At 42.7% G+C, this 15,983-nt stretch carries 12 protein-coding genes; 5 read left to right on the plus strand and 7 right to left on the minus strand.

Annotation, left to right across the window (positions count from 1 at the left end; genetic code table 11):
* Positions 1 to 81 precede the first annotated feature (81 nt).
* From OEG80_RS06565 to OEG80_RS06585, 5 genes are all read right to left on the minus strand, one after another.
* On the minus strand, positions 82 to 552 hold the full coding sequence (locus tag OEG80_RS06565; RefSeq protein ID WP_149408346.1) for an acyl-CoA thioesterase: 471 nt from the start codon (positions 550 to 552) through the stop codon (positions 82 to 84).
* Between the two features lie 98 nt (positions 553 to 650).
* Positions 651 to 2,345: a fatty acid--CoA ligase gene (locus OEG80_RS06570; RefSeq protein WP_263240012.1), complete on the minus strand. Its 1,695-nt coding sequence runs from the start codon at positions 2,343 to 2,345 to the stop codon at positions 651 to 653.
* 50 nt (positions 2,346 to 2,395) lie between these two features.
* Positions 2,396 to 3,598, minus strand: coding sequence for a 3-oxoadipyl-CoA thiolase (locus OEG80_RS06575; RefSeq protein WP_149408348.1), 1,203 nt, complete (start codon positions 3,596 to 3,598; stop codon positions 2,396 to 2,398).
* Positions 3,599 to 3,679: 81 nt separating this feature from the next.
* Positions 3,680 to 5,290, minus strand: a complete 1,611-nt coding sequence (locus tag OEG80_RS06580) for a 3-hydroxyacyl-CoA dehydrogenase (RefSeq protein WP_149408349.1) — start codon at positions 5,288 to 5,290, stop codon at positions 3,680 to 3,682.
* Positions 5,291 to 5,379: 89 nt separating this feature from the next.
* The gene (locus OEG80_RS06585; protein ID WP_149408350.1) at positions 5,380 to 6,156 is read right to left on the minus strand and encodes an enoyl-CoA hydratase; all 777 of its coding nucleotides are present in this window, start codon (positions 6,154 to 6,156) and stop codon (positions 5,380 to 5,382) included.
* 312 nt (positions 6,157 to 6,468) lie between these two features.
* Between OEG80_RS06585 and OEG80_RS06590 the strand changes: the two genes are divergently transcribed.
* The 4 genes from OEG80_RS06590 (at position 6,469) to OEG80_RS06605 (ending at position 12,184) form a co-directional block, all read left to right on the plus strand.
* Positions 6,469 to 7,623, plus strand: a complete 1,155-nt coding sequence (locus tag OEG80_RS06590; RefSeq protein WP_149408351.1) for an acyl-CoA dehydrogenase family protein — start codon at positions 6,469 to 6,471, stop codon at positions 7,621 to 7,623.
* Between the two features lie 109 nt (positions 7,624 to 7,732).
* Complete coding sequence (locus tag OEG80_RS06595) at positions 7,733 to 8,998, plus strand: MFS transporter (RefSeq protein WP_020443429.1); 1,266 nt, start codon at positions 7,733 to 7,735, stop codon at positions 8,996 to 8,998.
* Between the two features lie 197 nt (positions 8,999 to 9,195).
* Positions 9,196 to 10,041 carry an IclR family transcriptional regulator gene (locus OEG80_RS06600; RefSeq protein ID WP_011513564.1) on the plus strand — a complete coding sequence of 282 codons (846 nt, stop codon included), beginning with the start codon at positions 9,196 to 9,198 and terminating at the stop codon, positions 10,039 to 10,041.
* Between the two features lie 466 nt (positions 10,042 to 10,507).
* Positions 10,508 to 12,184 (plus strand): chromosome condensation regulator RCC1, encoded by a 1,677-nt coding sequence (locus OEG80_RS06605; protein WP_263240015.1) that lies wholly within the window; start codon positions 10,508 to 10,510, stop codon positions 12,182 to 12,184.
* Between the two features lie 171 nt (positions 12,185 to 12,355).
* Here OEG80_RS06605 and OEG80_RS06610 read toward each other — a convergent pair whose 3' ends face one another.
* A complete protein-coding gene (locus OEG80_RS06610) occupies positions 12,356 to 13,282 on the minus strand; it encodes a bestrophin family protein (RefSeq protein ID WP_263240016.1) in 927 nt (308 codons plus the stop codon).
* Between the two features lie 281 nt (positions 13,283 to 13,563).
* On the opposite strand from OEG80_RS06610, the gene OEG80_RS06615 reads away from it, so the two are divergent.
* Positions 13,564 to 14,268 carry a hypothetical protein gene (locus OEG80_RS06615; protein ID WP_263240018.1) on the plus strand — a complete coding sequence of 235 codons (705 nt, stop codon included), beginning with the start codon at positions 13,564 to 13,566 and terminating at the stop codon, positions 14,266 to 14,268.
* A 105-nt stretch (positions 14,269 to 14,373) separates the two neighbouring features.
* On the opposite strand, the gene OEG80_RS06620 is transcribed toward OEG80_RS06615, so the two are convergent.
* A complete protein-coding gene (locus OEG80_RS06620) occupies positions 14,374 to 15,924 on the minus strand; it encodes an acetyl-CoA hydrolase/transferase family protein (RefSeq protein ID WP_263240019.1) in 1,551 nt (516 codons plus the stop codon).
* Positions 15,925 to 15,983 lie beyond the last annotated feature (59 nt).

Below are 15,983 nucleotides of genomic sequence, written 5' to 3' on the forward strand. Positions count from 1 at the left end.
TTAAATGCCTATCGCTACTGTATTTTGTTACTTCATAAATACCAGTATTATCTCCTTGTACAAAAACACATGTCTCCTACTTTATTGAACCCTTTCAAAATCACTAATACCGGCTTTTTTTGTGTCATCAATATTTTTCTTTTGTCCAGTGGCTTTATCAAGATATACCAGTACTGACTCACCGCTAGCAACGATAGTATTCATAGCGGTACTATAATAGGTATATTCATGAATCAAGCTGGCATTGCCAATTTTCTTAATTCGAACCCCGATCCATAAGGTATCGGGATAGATTACTGGTTTGAAATATTGGCAGGATGATGCTGCCATGACTGAAAAAGTCTTCTCATTAAATAGATTTAATTGGCTGTTATAGTGAATACGAGCATTTTGGGCATAAGTGTAATAGACCACATTATTGACATGTCCAAAAGAATCCATATCGCCCCACTCTACTTGTTGAGAGTAAATAACCGCAAAACCATGCATAGGATGGTCATTATCTTTATTAAGCGTCTCTTGTATTTCTGGTAGTTTTGCTAAAGCTTTCATAGTTATCTCGTTTAGTCGCGCAAATGAACATACCTATTCAAATTATCAGTAAGCTGCATTAACTGTTTTTTTTGCAGTCACTAATAAATATGTTTGGATTAGATTAATTTTTCTGCGTACATTATCCGCATCTTTTTCTTATCGAGCTTACCCACACTGGTCTTCGGCATTTCTACTAAGAATTTTATTTCACTGGGGACGCCATACTTTGGTAAATAGCCTTTTTCAACCGCTTGATGACCCAATGCTAAAATATCCTCGGCTTTAATATCGGTATGCTCAGGTTTCAGAACCACTAACGCTAGAGGACGTTCGCCCCATTTTTCATCCGCTACTCCAATGACGGCCACTTCAGCAACGCAAGGATGGAATGATAAAATATTTTCGACTTCAAGCGAGGATACCCATTCGCCACCTGACTTGATGACATCTTTGAGCCTATCAGTAATTTTGAGAGTACCATCAGCGGTAATGCAGGCAATATCTTGGGTATGCATCCAGCCACCGCGCCATAACTCATCGCCAGCATCTGGATTCTTAAAATAACTTTGGGTCAGCCAAGGCGCTCGAACGACGAGTTCGCCGGTCGACTCACCATCCATCGGTAAAGATTTGCCGTTCGCATCCCAAAGCTCCATCGATACCAGCATAATTGGTGAGCCAGAAAGACAACGATAGTTGATCTGCTCTGTCGTTGTCATAGTACTTGTCTGATCGCCGAATGCCATTCGGGCAAGTACAGGACAGGACTCTGACATTCCAAACCCCGAGATAAACTCTATGCCACTTTCAATAGCGGCTTCAGCTAGAGCTTCGTTTAATTTGGAGCCACCTACTGACAATTTAAGACCATTAAACTTGCGTCCTCGCGTTGCCATTTCTTTAAGTAACATTTGTAAAATGGTTGGGACACCATGTGAGAGTGTTACCTTATGGTGTTCAATCAAGTCAACCAATACTTCGGATACATATCGCCCTGGATATACTTGTTTTAGCCCTATCATGGTTGCCCCATACGGCCAACACCATGCGTGCACATGGAACAATGGCGTCATCGGCATATAAACATCATTGTAGCGAGCACCTTGACCTTCGGCGCTGAGTGCAGAGGCCAGCGTACTCGATAGCGTCTGCAATACGATCTGTCGATGGGTAAAGAAAACCCCTTTTGGGTCACCCGTCGTGCCGCTGGTATAAAATGTGGTGGCGATGGTATTTTCATCAAAATCTGGAAAATCAAACTCATCACTGACCGCGGCTAGCATTGCCTCATATTCACCTTCAACATAATCTGGCATATTGGCTTGCTCAGTTTTTGTATCGTTTTCACTATACTGAGCGTCATCCAGCCAAATAATTTTCTCAATAGAAGGGGCTTCATGACGGTAGTTTTTAGCCATTGGCTCAAACTCAGCATTAAGTAACAAGGCTTTTGGTTTGGAATGGTTGATGGTATACAGCACTTTATCTTCAGCCAAGCGTACATTGACCGTTTGCAAAATCATTCCAGACATAGGCACAGCAAAGTAAGCTTCAAGGTAACGATGACTGTCCCAATCCATAACAGCAACCACATCACCTGCTTGCAAACCCATGTTTTTAAGTACGTTTGCCAAGCGATTAACACGCTTAAAAAATTCAGCGTACGTATAAGTAACCTTATCCGCATAACTAATGGTTTGATCTTTAGAGGCGATTTTTGCACGGTTTAGTAGCTGTTTGATAATCAAAGGAAAACCATAGGCTTCTTGAGCTTGCTGGTAATCCTCATGTTGGTTAAGTATCGTAGTCATTATGGTCATCCTTGATAATAAAATAGTATGGCGATGTTAATTCGGAAAAATTAAACTCGTTCAATCACCATGGCAAGCCCTTGCCCAATGCCAATGCATAAACTGACCACCGCGTATTTTTCGCCCGTACGCTGAAGCTCGCGAGCGGTACTTAATGCCAGTCTTGCGCCTGATGCACCCAGCGGATGCCCAACAGCAATTGCTCCGCCGTTAGGGTTGACGCGTTTGTCATCAAAGTCAATTTCTAAACCTTTTAAGCAGCCAAGTACTTGCGAGGCAAACGCTTCATTAATCTCAATGATGGACATATCATCAAGTGTCAAGTCAGCACGTTTCAACGCCAGTTTAATGGCCTCAACAGGTCCTACGCCCATAATACTCGGCTCAACACCCATAGCACCGGATGAAAGAATCTTGGCAATAGGCTTAAAGCCCAACTTTTCCTCCGCCTGCTTTGAGCCAATAATTAAAGCCGCTGCGCCATCATTGATACCTGAAGCATTGCCTGCTGTGACGACACCTTCGTTGTTTAAAGGTTTAAGTTTTTGTAACGCTTCAACAGTAGAGCTGGCACGAGGATGCTCATCTTCCACTATCGCTTTTTCGGGTAATTTTTTACCTTGCGATACCATAATCGGTGTTATTTCATCATTGAAGAACCCAGCTTGTTTTGCCGCTTGGTACTTCGCTTGCGAGGCCGCTGCAAATTTGTCTGCTTCTTCACGAGTGATACCGTATTTGAGGGCGACATTATCACCCGTTTGCGGCATGCTATCGCTGCCAAACTGTTTTTCGATAATGGGATTGGGGAACCGGCTGCCAATAGTCGTATCAAATACTTTAAACTCACGACTAAAAGGCTGCTCAGTCTTAGCAAAGACAAAAGGTGCACGGGTCATGGACTCAACGCCCCCTGCTAAAAATATATCCCCCTCATGACAAGTAATACTACGAGCGGCATCAATGACAGTAGATAGTCCTGAAGCGCATAAGCGATTCACGGTTTGACCGGGTGTTTTGACATCTAATCCTGCCAATAACGCAGCATTGCGGGCGATATTACGTGAGTCCTCACCAGCTTGATTGGTATTACCGATCAGTACTTCATCAAAGATATCATTAGGCAATTGATGCTTTTCGACCAAAGCTTTCATTACTGTCGCAATCATGTCATCAGGACGAACGGTGGCTAATGCGCCTCCATGGCGACCAAAAGGGCTTCTTAATCCGTCATAAATATAGGCATCTAACATAACTTTTCCTTGTTGTGTTTTGAGAGTTTGTCTTATTAAGATATATGGTTTAGCAAGATTGCTAGGTTGTTGCTATTAATATTAATAATTAGTTTGCTGAGTAAATAGTGAAATACCTAGCGTGGCGCGGCGTTGTAACCACGGGCTTGGGCGATAACGCGGATCACCTGTTAACCCATAAATACGCTCTAAGATAAGTAAGATTCTCTGAGCCCCAAGCTCGTCTCCCCATGAAATAGGACCATAGGGATACCCTAGTCCAAGCTTGACGGCATTGTCGATATCTTCAGGAGACGCAATACCTTGCATCGCAATATCACAGCCTAAATTAATCACCATAGCCATGACTCGCTGCGCCACAAACCCAGTGCTTTCAGTGATCAGTGTGGCATCAACAGCAACCTGTGTAATGGCTTTGTCCTCAACTAAACGGTTATCTGTTTTTCTACCAAATAAAGCATAAGCTTGTGCAATAAAGTTATCTTGGGTGACGATACTTGGCATCAAGGTACGATGCTTAGATAAGTCAGTCAGCATATCAATAGCGACCGCTTGGTTAGGATTGACTTGATAGCGGATAGCCGCATTGGTGGTATCTTCGCCATAAATTGCCAGTAATATCAAACTGCCAGAATTTGGCTCATCATTATCGTCGATAGTAATACCATTAGTGTTCAAATGATCAATCAGCTGTTGTCTATCTTCTGCTAAATCTGCGCCAATCCAAACGGAGAGGTTTGAAGTATCAGACCCTGTTTTAAGAACTAATGATTCAAACAATGATTGTTTAGACGTATCTGCTGAAACTTTTTGACCATCTTGTTTTTTATTTTCTGTGTAGTGATAAAAGCCTTCACCGACTTTGCGACCAAGCTTTTTCCCTATTAGCATTTGACGAGTTAACGGATGTGGGCGATAGCGAGGCTCAGAATAATATTGATTATAAATCGACTCCATCACTGGATGTGATACATCGATACCGGTGAGATCAAGGAGCTCAAATGGTCCCATCCGAAAGCCAGCGCCGTCACGTAAAATACGGTCGATGTCCTCGAAACTTGCAACTCCCTCGCCTAATATTTTCAACGCTTCTGTACCGTAAGCTCTACCGCCATGATTGACGATAAATCCTGGGGTATCTTTTGCCACCACCCCTAAATGTCCCATGCGTTTGGCTAAAGACGTCAGCGTCTCAACCACTGAAGGTTTGGTAGAGATACCCGGAATCACTTCAACGATTTTCATTAAAGGTACTGGATTAAAAAAGTGAAATCCTGCCACGCGCTCTGGGTGCTCGCAATTAGAAGCAATCGCGGTCACCGCTAGCGAGGAGGTATTGGTTGCCAAAATCGTCTCGGCAGGAACAATGCTTTCTAACTGTTTAAAAAGCTGTTGTTTTATTTCTAAATTTTCAATAATTGCTTCAATAACGACATCTACCTCGGCAATTTTGGCTATATCTTCAATCACGATCAGATTCGATAAAGTAGATTGCAGCTGCTCATCGGTGAATTTACCTTTGGCGGCTAGTTTTTCGAGGGTAGCTTGAAGGGATTGGCGTCCATGCTCAGCAGCGCCTGCCTTGGCATCAAATAACAGCACTTGAATGCCTACTTGGGCGGCGATTTGCGCAATACCCATACCCATAATACCGGTGCCGATAATGGCCAATGATTTAACAGTCATAATAATCCTTTATATGGTCTTGTTACTTTATGCGCTATTGTTAAATAGTCTCGTTTTCAGGGTTGCTTAGTTATGTCTCTCTATGATTCAACAAGCTACTGTCCTTTGTATTCAGCACGACGCTTTTCTAAGAAGGCTTTTGCCCCTTCTTTTTGATCTTCGGTATCAAACAAAATCTGAAAGGCTTTACGCTCTAAAGCCAACGCGGCTTGTAATGGCATGTCCACCCCGAGATTGGCAACTTCTTTGATTTGGGTTAAGGCAATAGGCGAGTAACCCGCTAGTTGCTCTGCAATTTCGATAGCACGTTTGATAGTCGCTTCATCTTCGACTACTTCAGAGACTAGCCCCATTTGATCTGCTTCATCAGCGCTTATCATGTCGCCCGTTAATATCAGCTTCATGGCTTTATGTTTGCCAATTACGCGAAATAGCCGCTGCGTACCCCCTGCCCCTGGCATCAGCCCTATTTTGATTTCTGGTTGGCCAAACTTAGCAGACTTGCCAGCGACGATGATGTCGGCATGCATAGCAAGCTCACAACCGCCGCCAAGCGCATAGCCATTGACCGCTGCAATGATCGGCTTGCGACAATTGGTGATGGCATCCCAGTAGCGTTCGCTATGACGCAAATACACATCGACTGTTTTCGCAGTTAGAAAATCATTGATGTCAGCACCAGCCGCAAACACCTTATCACCACCCGTCAGCACGATAGCTTTAGTCTTTGGGTCATCGTTTAGTTTGATAAAAATCTCTGCCATTTTTTCGCGTAGCTCAGTGTTTAAAGCATTGCGAACCTTGGGACGATTGAGTCTTATCACACTAACGCCATTTTCTTGTTGTTTACAAATAATGATTGGCTCTTCCATGATGCTGTCCCTTAAACAGTGTCCTTAGGTAAAGTACATCAACCTTCAAAAACACTAGTAATTATGATAATTAATACCGCATAGCGATATTTAAGACCAATATATACTGTTTATTTTCCTTTGTGAAGGGTAAATCTCAGTTAAATTGAGAAATAAACCAACCATTTAAACTTTAATTTTTTAATAAATACCGCATTGCGGTTATTTAAACCAAAACTATTGTAATTTCATAAACTATCAATTATGCTGTTTGTTCAAGGCAATTATGAAGCCGCTATCAATTTGAATATCAATTAAACAAGGAAGAATCACATGATCAGAGATAAGGACGTTCTTGACCAAATCACCGACACTATCCGCCAGTTTGTTAATAACCAATTAATACCGATGGAACACTGGGTAGCAGAAAATGACCGTCTTCCAGACGATATCATCAATCAAATGCGCGAGTTAGGGCTGTTTGGACTGACTATTCCCGAAGAGTATGGTGGGCTTGGCGTTACGATGGAAGAAGAGGTCACGCTGGCATTTGAACTAGGGCGCACCTCTCCTGCTTTTCGCTCATTGATAGGGACAAATAACGGTATTGGCTCATCTGGTCTAGTCATCGATGGTACTGAAGCGCAAAAACAGAAATATCTACCAAGGCTCGCCAGTGGTGAAATCATCGGCTCATTTTGTTTGACCGAGCCGGATTCTGGCTCAGATGCCGCTTCATTAAAGACCACTGCTATCAAGGACGGTGATACCTACATTATCAACGGTACTAAGCGCTATATTACCAACGCTCCTGAAGCCGGCGTGTTTACCGTGATGGCACGTACTGATCCACAAAATAAAAGATCGGGTGGTATTTCAGCCTTTATCGTTGAGAGTGATACCCCTGGTATTACTTTGGGCAAAATTGACAAAAAAATGGGGCAAAAAGGTGCTCATACCTGTGACGTCATCTTTGATAATTGTGTCGTGCCTGCTGATGCTTTGATTGGTGGTGTCGAAGGTGTAGGTTTCAAAACCGCGATGAAAGTACTCGATAAAGGGCGCCTACATATTGCTGCAGCGAGTACCGGAGCCGCGACTCGCATGTTGGATGATGCATTACATTATGCCGTTGAACGTAAGCAGTTTGGGCAGCCAATTGCCAATTTTCAGCTTATTCAAGCGATGCTCGCTGATTCAAAAGCAGAAATCTATGCGGCTAAATCTATGGTATTAGACGCCTCACGCCTGCGTGATGAAGGTAAAGATGTCGTCACTGAGTCCTCCTGTGCCAAGATGTTTGCCACTGAAATGTGTGGTCGCGTTGCTGATAGAGCCGTACAAATTCATGGCGGTGCGGGTTACATTGCCGATTATGGCATTGAGCGTTTTTATCGCGATGTGCGCTTGTATCGTTTATATGAAGGTACGACTCAGATTCAGCAGATTATCATCGCCCGTAATATGATTAAAGAAGTCAGTGAATAGTAGTTTGTTTGATGAGCTAGGCGATACCGGTATTTGCTAGGACGTGAATACCGTCATAAAGACACTATTAAAATAGTTTTTTATTCTCACAACGATAAGGATATGTATTGTGAAAAGTGCGGCTATAACTTCGAATCCAAGCTTAAATTCTACCCAGAAGCAACCTTGGAAACTGGCCTTTGTATTTTGTTTTTTAGTCTTGTTATGTGATGGGGCTGATATCGGTATTCTTGCCTTTACGCTTTCAAGTTTAAAACAAGAATTTGGATTGACCAATGTACAAGCAGGTGCTTTGGGCAGTTGGTCATTATTTGGCATGGCAATCGGTGGGTTCTTTGGCGGCTGGGCCTGTGATCGTTTTGGACGGGTACGGGTTATCGTGATTGCGACCGCACTCTTCTCTGTATTATCAGGTTTTAGTGGGTTTGCGCAGAGCTACGAACATTTTGTAGCATTACGATTCACCGCATGTTTGGGTCTTGGTAGCTTATACATTGCGACCAATACGTTGATGTCTGAGATGGTCCCTACTAAACATCGAACGACGGTGCTTGCGATGTTGATGACAGGGTTTACTTTAGGATCTCTCGTTATTACGAGCCTGTCTGCTTGGATTATTCCTAGCTATGGTTGGCGCACTCTATACCTCTTAACCTTTATACCTATTATTCTGGCAGTATTGATGTATTTTCTAGTGTCTGAGCCCCAGTCTTGGAAAGAGTCACGTGCCCTTAAACTTAGTGGCGCAAAGAACTCACTTCAAAAACCTGAAAACCCTTATAAAGCCATATTTGAGAATCCAAAGCATCGCATCATGTTTATTTTATGGTCTATGAGTTCAGGGCTTTTATTATTTGGTTATTTTGGCGTAAGCAACTGGTTACCATCTTATCTAGAAACTGAATTAGGTATCAAGTTTAAAGAGATGGCTATCTATATGGCAGGTACTTATCTGACTATGATGTTTGCCAAATTAGTCGCAGGTATCGTGGCTGATAAGATAGGTCGCAAGATAGTATTTGCTTTCGGTACGATGGGTACGGCACTATTTATACCGGTATTGGTCTACATGCATACGCCAGAAAACATCGGTTGGTTAATGATAACCTTTGGCTTCTTATATGGTATTCCTTATGCAATTAACGCCACCTATTTGACCGAAAGCTTTCCGACTGCTATTCGAGGTACTGCTATCGGTGGTGCTTTCAATATCGGACGACTGGGCTCAGTTATTGCGCCCGTCGCTATTGGTTATATGGCGATGCAAAATTCTATCGGCGCAGGTTTATTACTGATGGCAGGTGCGTACTTCTTATGTGGTCTTATTCCGACGTTGTTTATTAAAGAACAACAGTATGACCCACAAAAAGCATAATATTATTCAATATATGTACCGCATAGCGAAATAGCTTATAATAGCTGTGCCAAGTATTTTAAATGCACCTTTAAGATAGTATGGTTAAAGGTGCATACTATTATTAGCTCAAAGTAATTTATTCTGATAATAAAATACGATAAGCAGTATGTTGACCATTACATTTGTATTAACTTAATTGAGAATAAAAATAATATATGACAACTAAAAACCTTATTACTGAAGGCTCGGCTAACACAACACATATCGAACTGCTAGAGCCGATTGCAGAGATGCGCGATAAGAATGATCGGCAGTTCGTCACCGCTTTGGCGCGAGGGCTAGAGCTACTTCGTTGTTTTACCCCGCAGCGTCCTTATCTTGGTAATCAAGACTTAAGTCAACTAACCGGGCTGCCTAAAGGCACGATTACGCGTCTTACTTATACTTTAGTTAAGCTCGGCTATTTAAAGCAATCAATAAATAGTAGTAAATATCAATTGTCTGCTGGTGTCTTAGGGTTTGGCTATACGATGATGGCGAACATCTCTATCAACAATCTAGTAACGCCATACATGGAAGAGTTAGCAGAGTATGCAAATAGTGCGGTTGCCATGGCCACTCGCGATCGACTAACGATGGTATATTTGAATGTGGTGCAAGGTGATGGCACTACGACTATGCGCCGTAATGTCGGCTCATACTTACCTATTCACTTAAGTTCGATGGGCAGAGCCTGTCTAGCAAGTATGCCGCAGGCTGAGCAAGAATTTATCCTTGATGCCATTCGCACTAAGTACAAAGAGGATTGGATAAAGATTAGAAGAGGACTAGATAAAGCTTTTAAAGATTATGAAGATTATGGCTATTGCTTTTCAATTAGCGAATGGCAAAAAGATGTCAATGCAGTTGCCACTGCTTTAATGCACCCTACTGAGGGCCTACTGACTTTTAATTGTGGCGCGCCAAATTTCGTTTTGAGCCGTACAAAACTAGAGGAAGATGTTGCCCCTCGTCTACTGCATATGAAAAATAGTATTGAGAGCAATCTTTACATTAGCTAGATCATGTAATTAATGATAGAGATCGCATAATTATTAACACTTTAATCGCATAATTATTAACACTTTAAGTGAGTATGCGATTTTATTATTAACTCAGTATCATGGAAACATACATATAACGCAGTGGCATGATCCGCGCTTTTACCATACTTCCAGATAGTCGCCTAGTCGCTATCTTCACCACCATGTCATAAAGTCTTATTAAAGCTCTCCTCGCTACAGCCCTATAAAAATACTGATGGCAAATCCCTATAGGCAGCACCTCATCTGTACGCCGCCATTATCATATTTGCTGCTCTGATCCGTAACATATCTAATATACTGCCATCCTAATTTACATATTGATAATAGTTATCGTTTGTAATATTATTCGCTTAAATTATTACAGTCACTTTACTAAGTGCCCCTATCTTAGGATTGGCACTGCTACCCCTTTTATTTTTATTGATCACTGATTGAGACATTTATGCGTTTATCCACTCTGACCCAAGCAGTCGCTTTGATTACCGCTACTTTGATGTTGACTGCTTGCGGCGATGATTCTGATGTCAGCACAGAAATCATTGATGGGACACCGCCACTTTTGACAACGGATAGCAACTTTTCAAGTGGTTATAGCGCAGTTGCGGCCGTATTTGTCTCAGGTCAAGTGCAAGATAGCGGTGGCATAAAGTCTGTGACTTATACATTGAACGGTAGAGCACCTCAATCACTAACTATTGACACAAATGGTTATTTTAACGATCGCATCTTGTTAGATTTAGGCAAAAACAGCATTGCCTTAGCCGCCACTGACAATGCAGGTAATATCATGCGCTCAACCAAAAATATGTATCTGGGTGATACGGTGGCAGCTGGTGGCTCACATACCGCAGCCCTTCATGATGGGCAGCTCTATGGTTGGGGTCGTAATAACTATGGGCAAACAGGCACTGCATATACCTCGACATTCACTGATACTATGGGATATCCAGAGTTACCGACACTCATGAATAATGCCCCAAAAAATCTAGTATCTATTAAATTTAATCAAAACCACTCGCTTGCTATCGATGATAAAGGTCAAGTTTATAGCTGGGGTAATGATGCTTATGGACAATTAGGACGTGGTCAGTCAAATCGTCATTCTTGTGTTAAATCCGCTGATTGTCGTCTTGATATCAGCGCGATTGCCGGTATTAATAATGCGGTCATGCTAGCGGCTGGTTATAATCATAATTTGGTATTGACCAAAGACGGCAGCGTTTGGGCATTTGGCGCTAATGCTCAAGGACAGCTCGGTAATAACACCGCTATAGACAGCAGCATACCAGTCAAAGTGGACTTTTCGGCGTCAGAGGGCGTCGGTCATATCATACAAGTCGTAGCCAGTAGCAGTAGCTCATATGCCTTAGATGATAAAGGTCAGGTATGGGGTTGGGGCAGCGACGCGAGCGCCAATCTTGGGCGCGGTCAAGCATGTGATAAAGCCAACAATTGCATCAACGTTAATAGTAAACCGGTACGTATCAATGTCATTGCACAGGATTTGGCTGATAGTACTGCTCAAGGGGTAGAGAAAGAAATAGTCACTCAGCTTGCTGCTGGTAAAGATCATGTTTTAGCACTGACCAACAAAGACTCTGTCTATGGTTGGGGGCTAAATGCTAGCAGCCAAATAGGCTACAACGGAATTGGCTTTAAAAATACCGCAAACGTATGGGCAAGCACCATAACTGCGCCAACCAAATTGCCTTGGTTTGCCGGTAAAGAGGTTCGCCGTGTCTACGCCAATGGCAATGCCAGCTATGTATTGTTGGACAATGTTGCAGCAAATAATAGTAACACCCAAGCGTCAGATGGCATCCTTTATGCTTGGGGCATGTTTGGTGAAACAGACGGCAAAGGCAAAACAAGTTATGAAAACTTAGATGAACCAACAAACAGGCTTGCCAACCTAAAAAACATCGATAATATGGCGATGGGTACAATGCATCTGATTGCACATGAAAAACCACGCAATCAAAACAATGGCATACCTTTTAAGAACGGCAATCTATTTACATGGGGCTGGAGCTTTGAGGGTTCATTAGGCAATGAAAACACCTCACAGACTTGGATGTATAACTACCCTATTCCTGTAAAACTCCCCAGTCAGCTATAAGCAACTGTCCCTTAGCGGCGCTCATAAAAGCGATACACAATGACCTAGTACGTAAAAAGGGATCTTACTGAGCTTTTTAAAAGGTATTTAAGGCTAATAAGCAATCAAAGTGACATACAAACATAGAAAGACCGCTCCAATTGAGCGGTCTTTTATTATCTTACTCATTATTTATGGTAAGTAGCCTTTTATAGGGCTGATATCAGCTGGCAAATCAGTTTCACCCAAGGCCTCTAACAAGTTGATTTCAATAGTGCGCGATAAAGCCGTTAATGGCAGCTGATTGTCCGCCAAGCCAAATGGTGATTCTAACTCCTCACTCAGCGCATCTAGTCCAAAAAAGGTATAGGCAATCACGCTGCAGATTAAGGGTGTCACCCAGCCTAGAGAAGATACCAGACCAAACGGCAGCATAAAGCAATAAAGATAAGTGGTTCGATGTACAAGCAAAGTATAAGCAAATGGCAATGGTGTATTATGAATACGTTCACACGCTGCCAGTACCACCGTCATAGAATTCAGGCGCTCATCCATATTTTGTACCATCTGCTCTGATAGCAAATGCTGCTTCCGACAGTGTCTAAGCTCCTTACCCATCAAGCGCATCAGATAATCAGGCAGATTTTTTGCCTGCCGCATTTTGCTATGATATTTCGGATCAACAAAGCGCTCGATATCGTCCCAAGGCGAGGTGTTTCGCAGTCGATGACGCACCGCATGAGTAAAAGCAATACTCAGATGAATCAGACGGCGCTGAGTATCTCGCCCTATTGGATTGTCTTCGTCGATATAAGAGAGCGCTTGACGGCACAGGCTGCGCGCATCATAAACCAATTGTCCCCATAGCCCCCTTGCTTCCCACCAACGCTGATAGCTGGCATTATTACGAAAGCCCAAAAACAACGATAAGGCAATCCCAAGCAAGGTGAAAGGCGCAACGCTATAAGAAGAAAAAGAGCTTGGAAAGCCGTGCTGAATATTGGTAATAAGCGCACTGATAAGACCAATCAGCAAAATTTGAGGATATACTTTGGGAAGAATTGAGCCACGCAAGGTAAAGAATAGTTTGATGGCGCTTGGGTTTTGCTTGACGATCATATTGACTTCCTAACGCTGATACTTTTGCAGAGCGAAATGATAACAGACTCGCCATAATGAGGTGCAAAAAGATGCTTATCATTGAACTGTAAATAAGTATTTATCGCAAAAATACACCACTATTTTTATCACCTTGTTGTGCAATAGATGTCTAACAAATCATTGGTTGTTATAGTGATGTAATGATAGCAAGGACAAAGGTAGATAGCAGATGCCATGGCACAAAAATTCGATTATAGTAGACATAGATATGCTCATATAAACAAAATAAGGAATAAATGATGAAAAAATTAGGATTATGCGCCGCAGTGGCACTGAGCTTGAGCGCATGTGCTGGCGGGATAAACGGTGGCACCATTGGCAATAACAACCAAAATACTATCGTCACTCAATATCCTGTTGAAGCAGCGATGCTCAACATTTACACCAAAGCTCGCAGTCAAAGCTTGGTAGCGACCGTCGGCAATCAAACTGCCTCAGCTGATATTACAATTACCCCAAAAGGCAGTATGGTATTCAATAATAAACAAGTACAAGCTGCCGAAGTAAATACTATTAATAAAGTAAATAATCAAATCACTGACCAATCTGTTGCCATCAATTACTTTACGTTAAATCCATTAGTTTTCCATGGTTATACTGATAGCTCAGGCAAATACTCACTAGCGACCCAGAGCATGACGCTTCCTAAGCTGGCAACCGTTGGCTCCTCTAGTCAATTGATTGCAGAGGACGTATACGCCGATAGAAGTATGCGCAAAAATATAGGTAGCTACAGACAAGGCTGGTCATTGACCAGAGACACCAATAACACTGCATGGTTTTGTGTCGACACCTCAGCCAATCTACTCGTCGCAAATGATCCCAATGGTGTCTCATCAGAATGCTATAAAATCAATGCGCGCGGCGATATCTTAGATAGTAAAGTGACGATTAGCCAACCGACAAACAACGGTACGAAAGCGATTGTATTTACTAGCCGTTAAATAATTCGTTACTAAATTACTTAACGTTGCACAAAAAAGCGCCCCTTAAATTAAATAAGGGGCGTTTTTTTGGAATTTATTTATGCTGTTATAATATCTATTATATTAAACGGCAATTTTATAAGCAGCTTTTTTAATACGCATATCACCCGTTTCAACATAACGCTGATGCCATGATAATGCTTCGTCCAAGATATGCGGCGTTTGCATACCAGCCGTATCTGAAGCACGATCAAAATAATCTTGCAGCATTGGGCGATAGTCAGGATGGGCACAGTTATCGATAATTGCTTTTGCACGTTGACGCGGCGATAAACCACGCAAATCTGCCAATCCTTGTTCGGTGACAATGACCATCACATCATGCTCAGTATGGTCGTGATGCGAGACCATCGGCGTGATACAAGAGATAGCACCATCTTTTGCCACTGATGGCGATACAAAGAATGACGTATAAGCGTTACGAGCGAAATCACCTGAGCCGCCCAAGCCATTCATCATATTGGTGCCCATGACGTGGGTTGAGTTGACGTTACCATAAAGGTCGCATTCAATCATGGCATTGATGGCAAGAACGCCCAAACGCCGTGCCACTTCAGGATGATTGGTAATCTCTTGGGGGCGCAATACAATACGCGCACGCAGCTCTTCGATATTGGCATTAAAACGCTCTAGCGCATCTGGGCTTAATGACAGTGCAGTGGCAGATGCCATGGTCATTTTGCCAGACATAATTAGGTCTAACATACCATCTTGCAATACTTCAGTGTAACCAGTTAAATTCTCAAACGGGCTGTTTTGTAGTCCTGCCAATACGGCATTGGCTACGTTACCTACACCAGACTGGATCGGTAATAAATTTTCTGGCATGCGACCTTTTTTGACTTCATCATGGAAGAAATCAATGATATGACTGGCTATTTTGTTTGAACATTCATCAGGATCAGCAAACTTGCTGTTGCGATCAGGCGAGTTCGTTAGGACAACGCCAACCACTTTATCCAAGTCACAATGTAGATACGGCACACCAATGCGTCCGCCTGGAGTCACAAGTGGAATCGGCTTGCGGTTTGGCGGCATACCGATATCATTATAGACATCGTGCATACCTTTTAACATCAAGCTTTGCTGCGCGTTCACTTCTAAGATGATTTTGTCGGCATTTTCTAACCAGGCATTGTTGTTACCGATAGAAGTCGATGGAATCAGGCGACCATCTGGCAAAATACCTGACACTTCAACGACCGCTATATGCATCTTGCCATAGAAACCAATGGTACTCTGCTGTGCCACATGCGATAAATGCATATCGAAATAATGCGCGGCGCCAGCGTTGATTTGTTTACGTAAAGCAGGCTCTGATTGATATGGCGTGCGCCACTTGATGCCGTTCGCTTCTGCCAATACGCCATCACATTCGGTTGCGGTAGAGGCACCTGTCAATAAACCAATTTGAAAGTCTTCACCGCGAGCATGAGCCGCTTCCATATGTTTGGCAAGCGCAGCGGGTATCGCTTTTGGATAACCTGCACCGGTAAAGCCACTCATACCGACATTCATGTCGTTTTTGATGAACGCTGCTGCTTGATCAGCAGACATGATTTTTTTGCTTAGACCGTCGTGAAGCACGCGACCTTCATGATTTAATGATGTCATACCTTTTTTCCTAGTAACTTCCATATTAAAATCAAACCACTTCGCGATGAAGCGTTTGA

This window comes from Psychrobacter sp. SC65A.3 (genome assembly GCF_025642195.1).
GTDB lineage: Bacteria > Pseudomonadota > Gammaproteobacteria > Pseudomonadales > Moraxellaceae > Psychrobacter > Psychrobacter cryohalolentis.

Bases quoted from the DNA above. Each gene is read 5' to 3' on its own strand.
- OEG80_RS06590 (WP_149408351.1), top strand. From the start codon at position 6,469: ATGATCAGAGATAAGGACGTTCTTGACCAAATCACCGACACTATCCGC.
- OEG80_RS06615 (WP_263240018.1), top strand. From the start codon at position 13,564: ATGAAAAAATTAGGATTATGCGCCGCAGTGGCACTGAGCTTGAGCGCA.
- OEG80_RS06600 (WP_011513564.1), top strand. From the start codon at position 9,196: ATGACAACTAAAAACCTTATTACTGAAGGCTCGGCTAACACAACACAT.
- OEG80_RS06565 (WP_149408346.1), bottom strand. From the start codon at position 552: ATGAAAGCTTTAGCAAAACTACCAGAAATACAAGAGACGCTTAATAAA.
- OEG80_RS06605 (WP_263240015.1), top strand. From the start codon at position 10,508: ATGCGTTTATCCACTCTGACCCAAGCAGTCGCTTTGATTACCGCTACT.
- OEG80_RS06620 (WP_263240019.1), bottom strand. From the start codon at position 15,924: ATGACATCATTAAATCATGAAGGTCGCGTGCTTCACGACGGTCTAAGC.
- OEG80_RS06570 (WP_263240012.1), bottom strand. From the start codon at position 2,345: ATGACTACGATACTTAACCAACATGAGGATTACCAGCAAGCTCAAGAA.
- OEG80_RS06575 (WP_149408348.1), bottom strand. From the start codon at position 3,598: ATGTTAGATGCCTATATTTATGACGGATTAAGAAGCCCTTTTGGTCGC.
- OEG80_RS06585 (WP_149408350.1), bottom strand. From the start codon at position 6,156: ATGGAAGAGCCAATCATTATTTGTAAACAACAAGAAAATGGCGTTAGT.
- OEG80_RS06610 (WP_263240016.1), bottom strand. From the start codon at position 13,282: ATGATCGTCAAGCAAAACCCAAGCGCCATCAAACTATTCTTTACCTTG.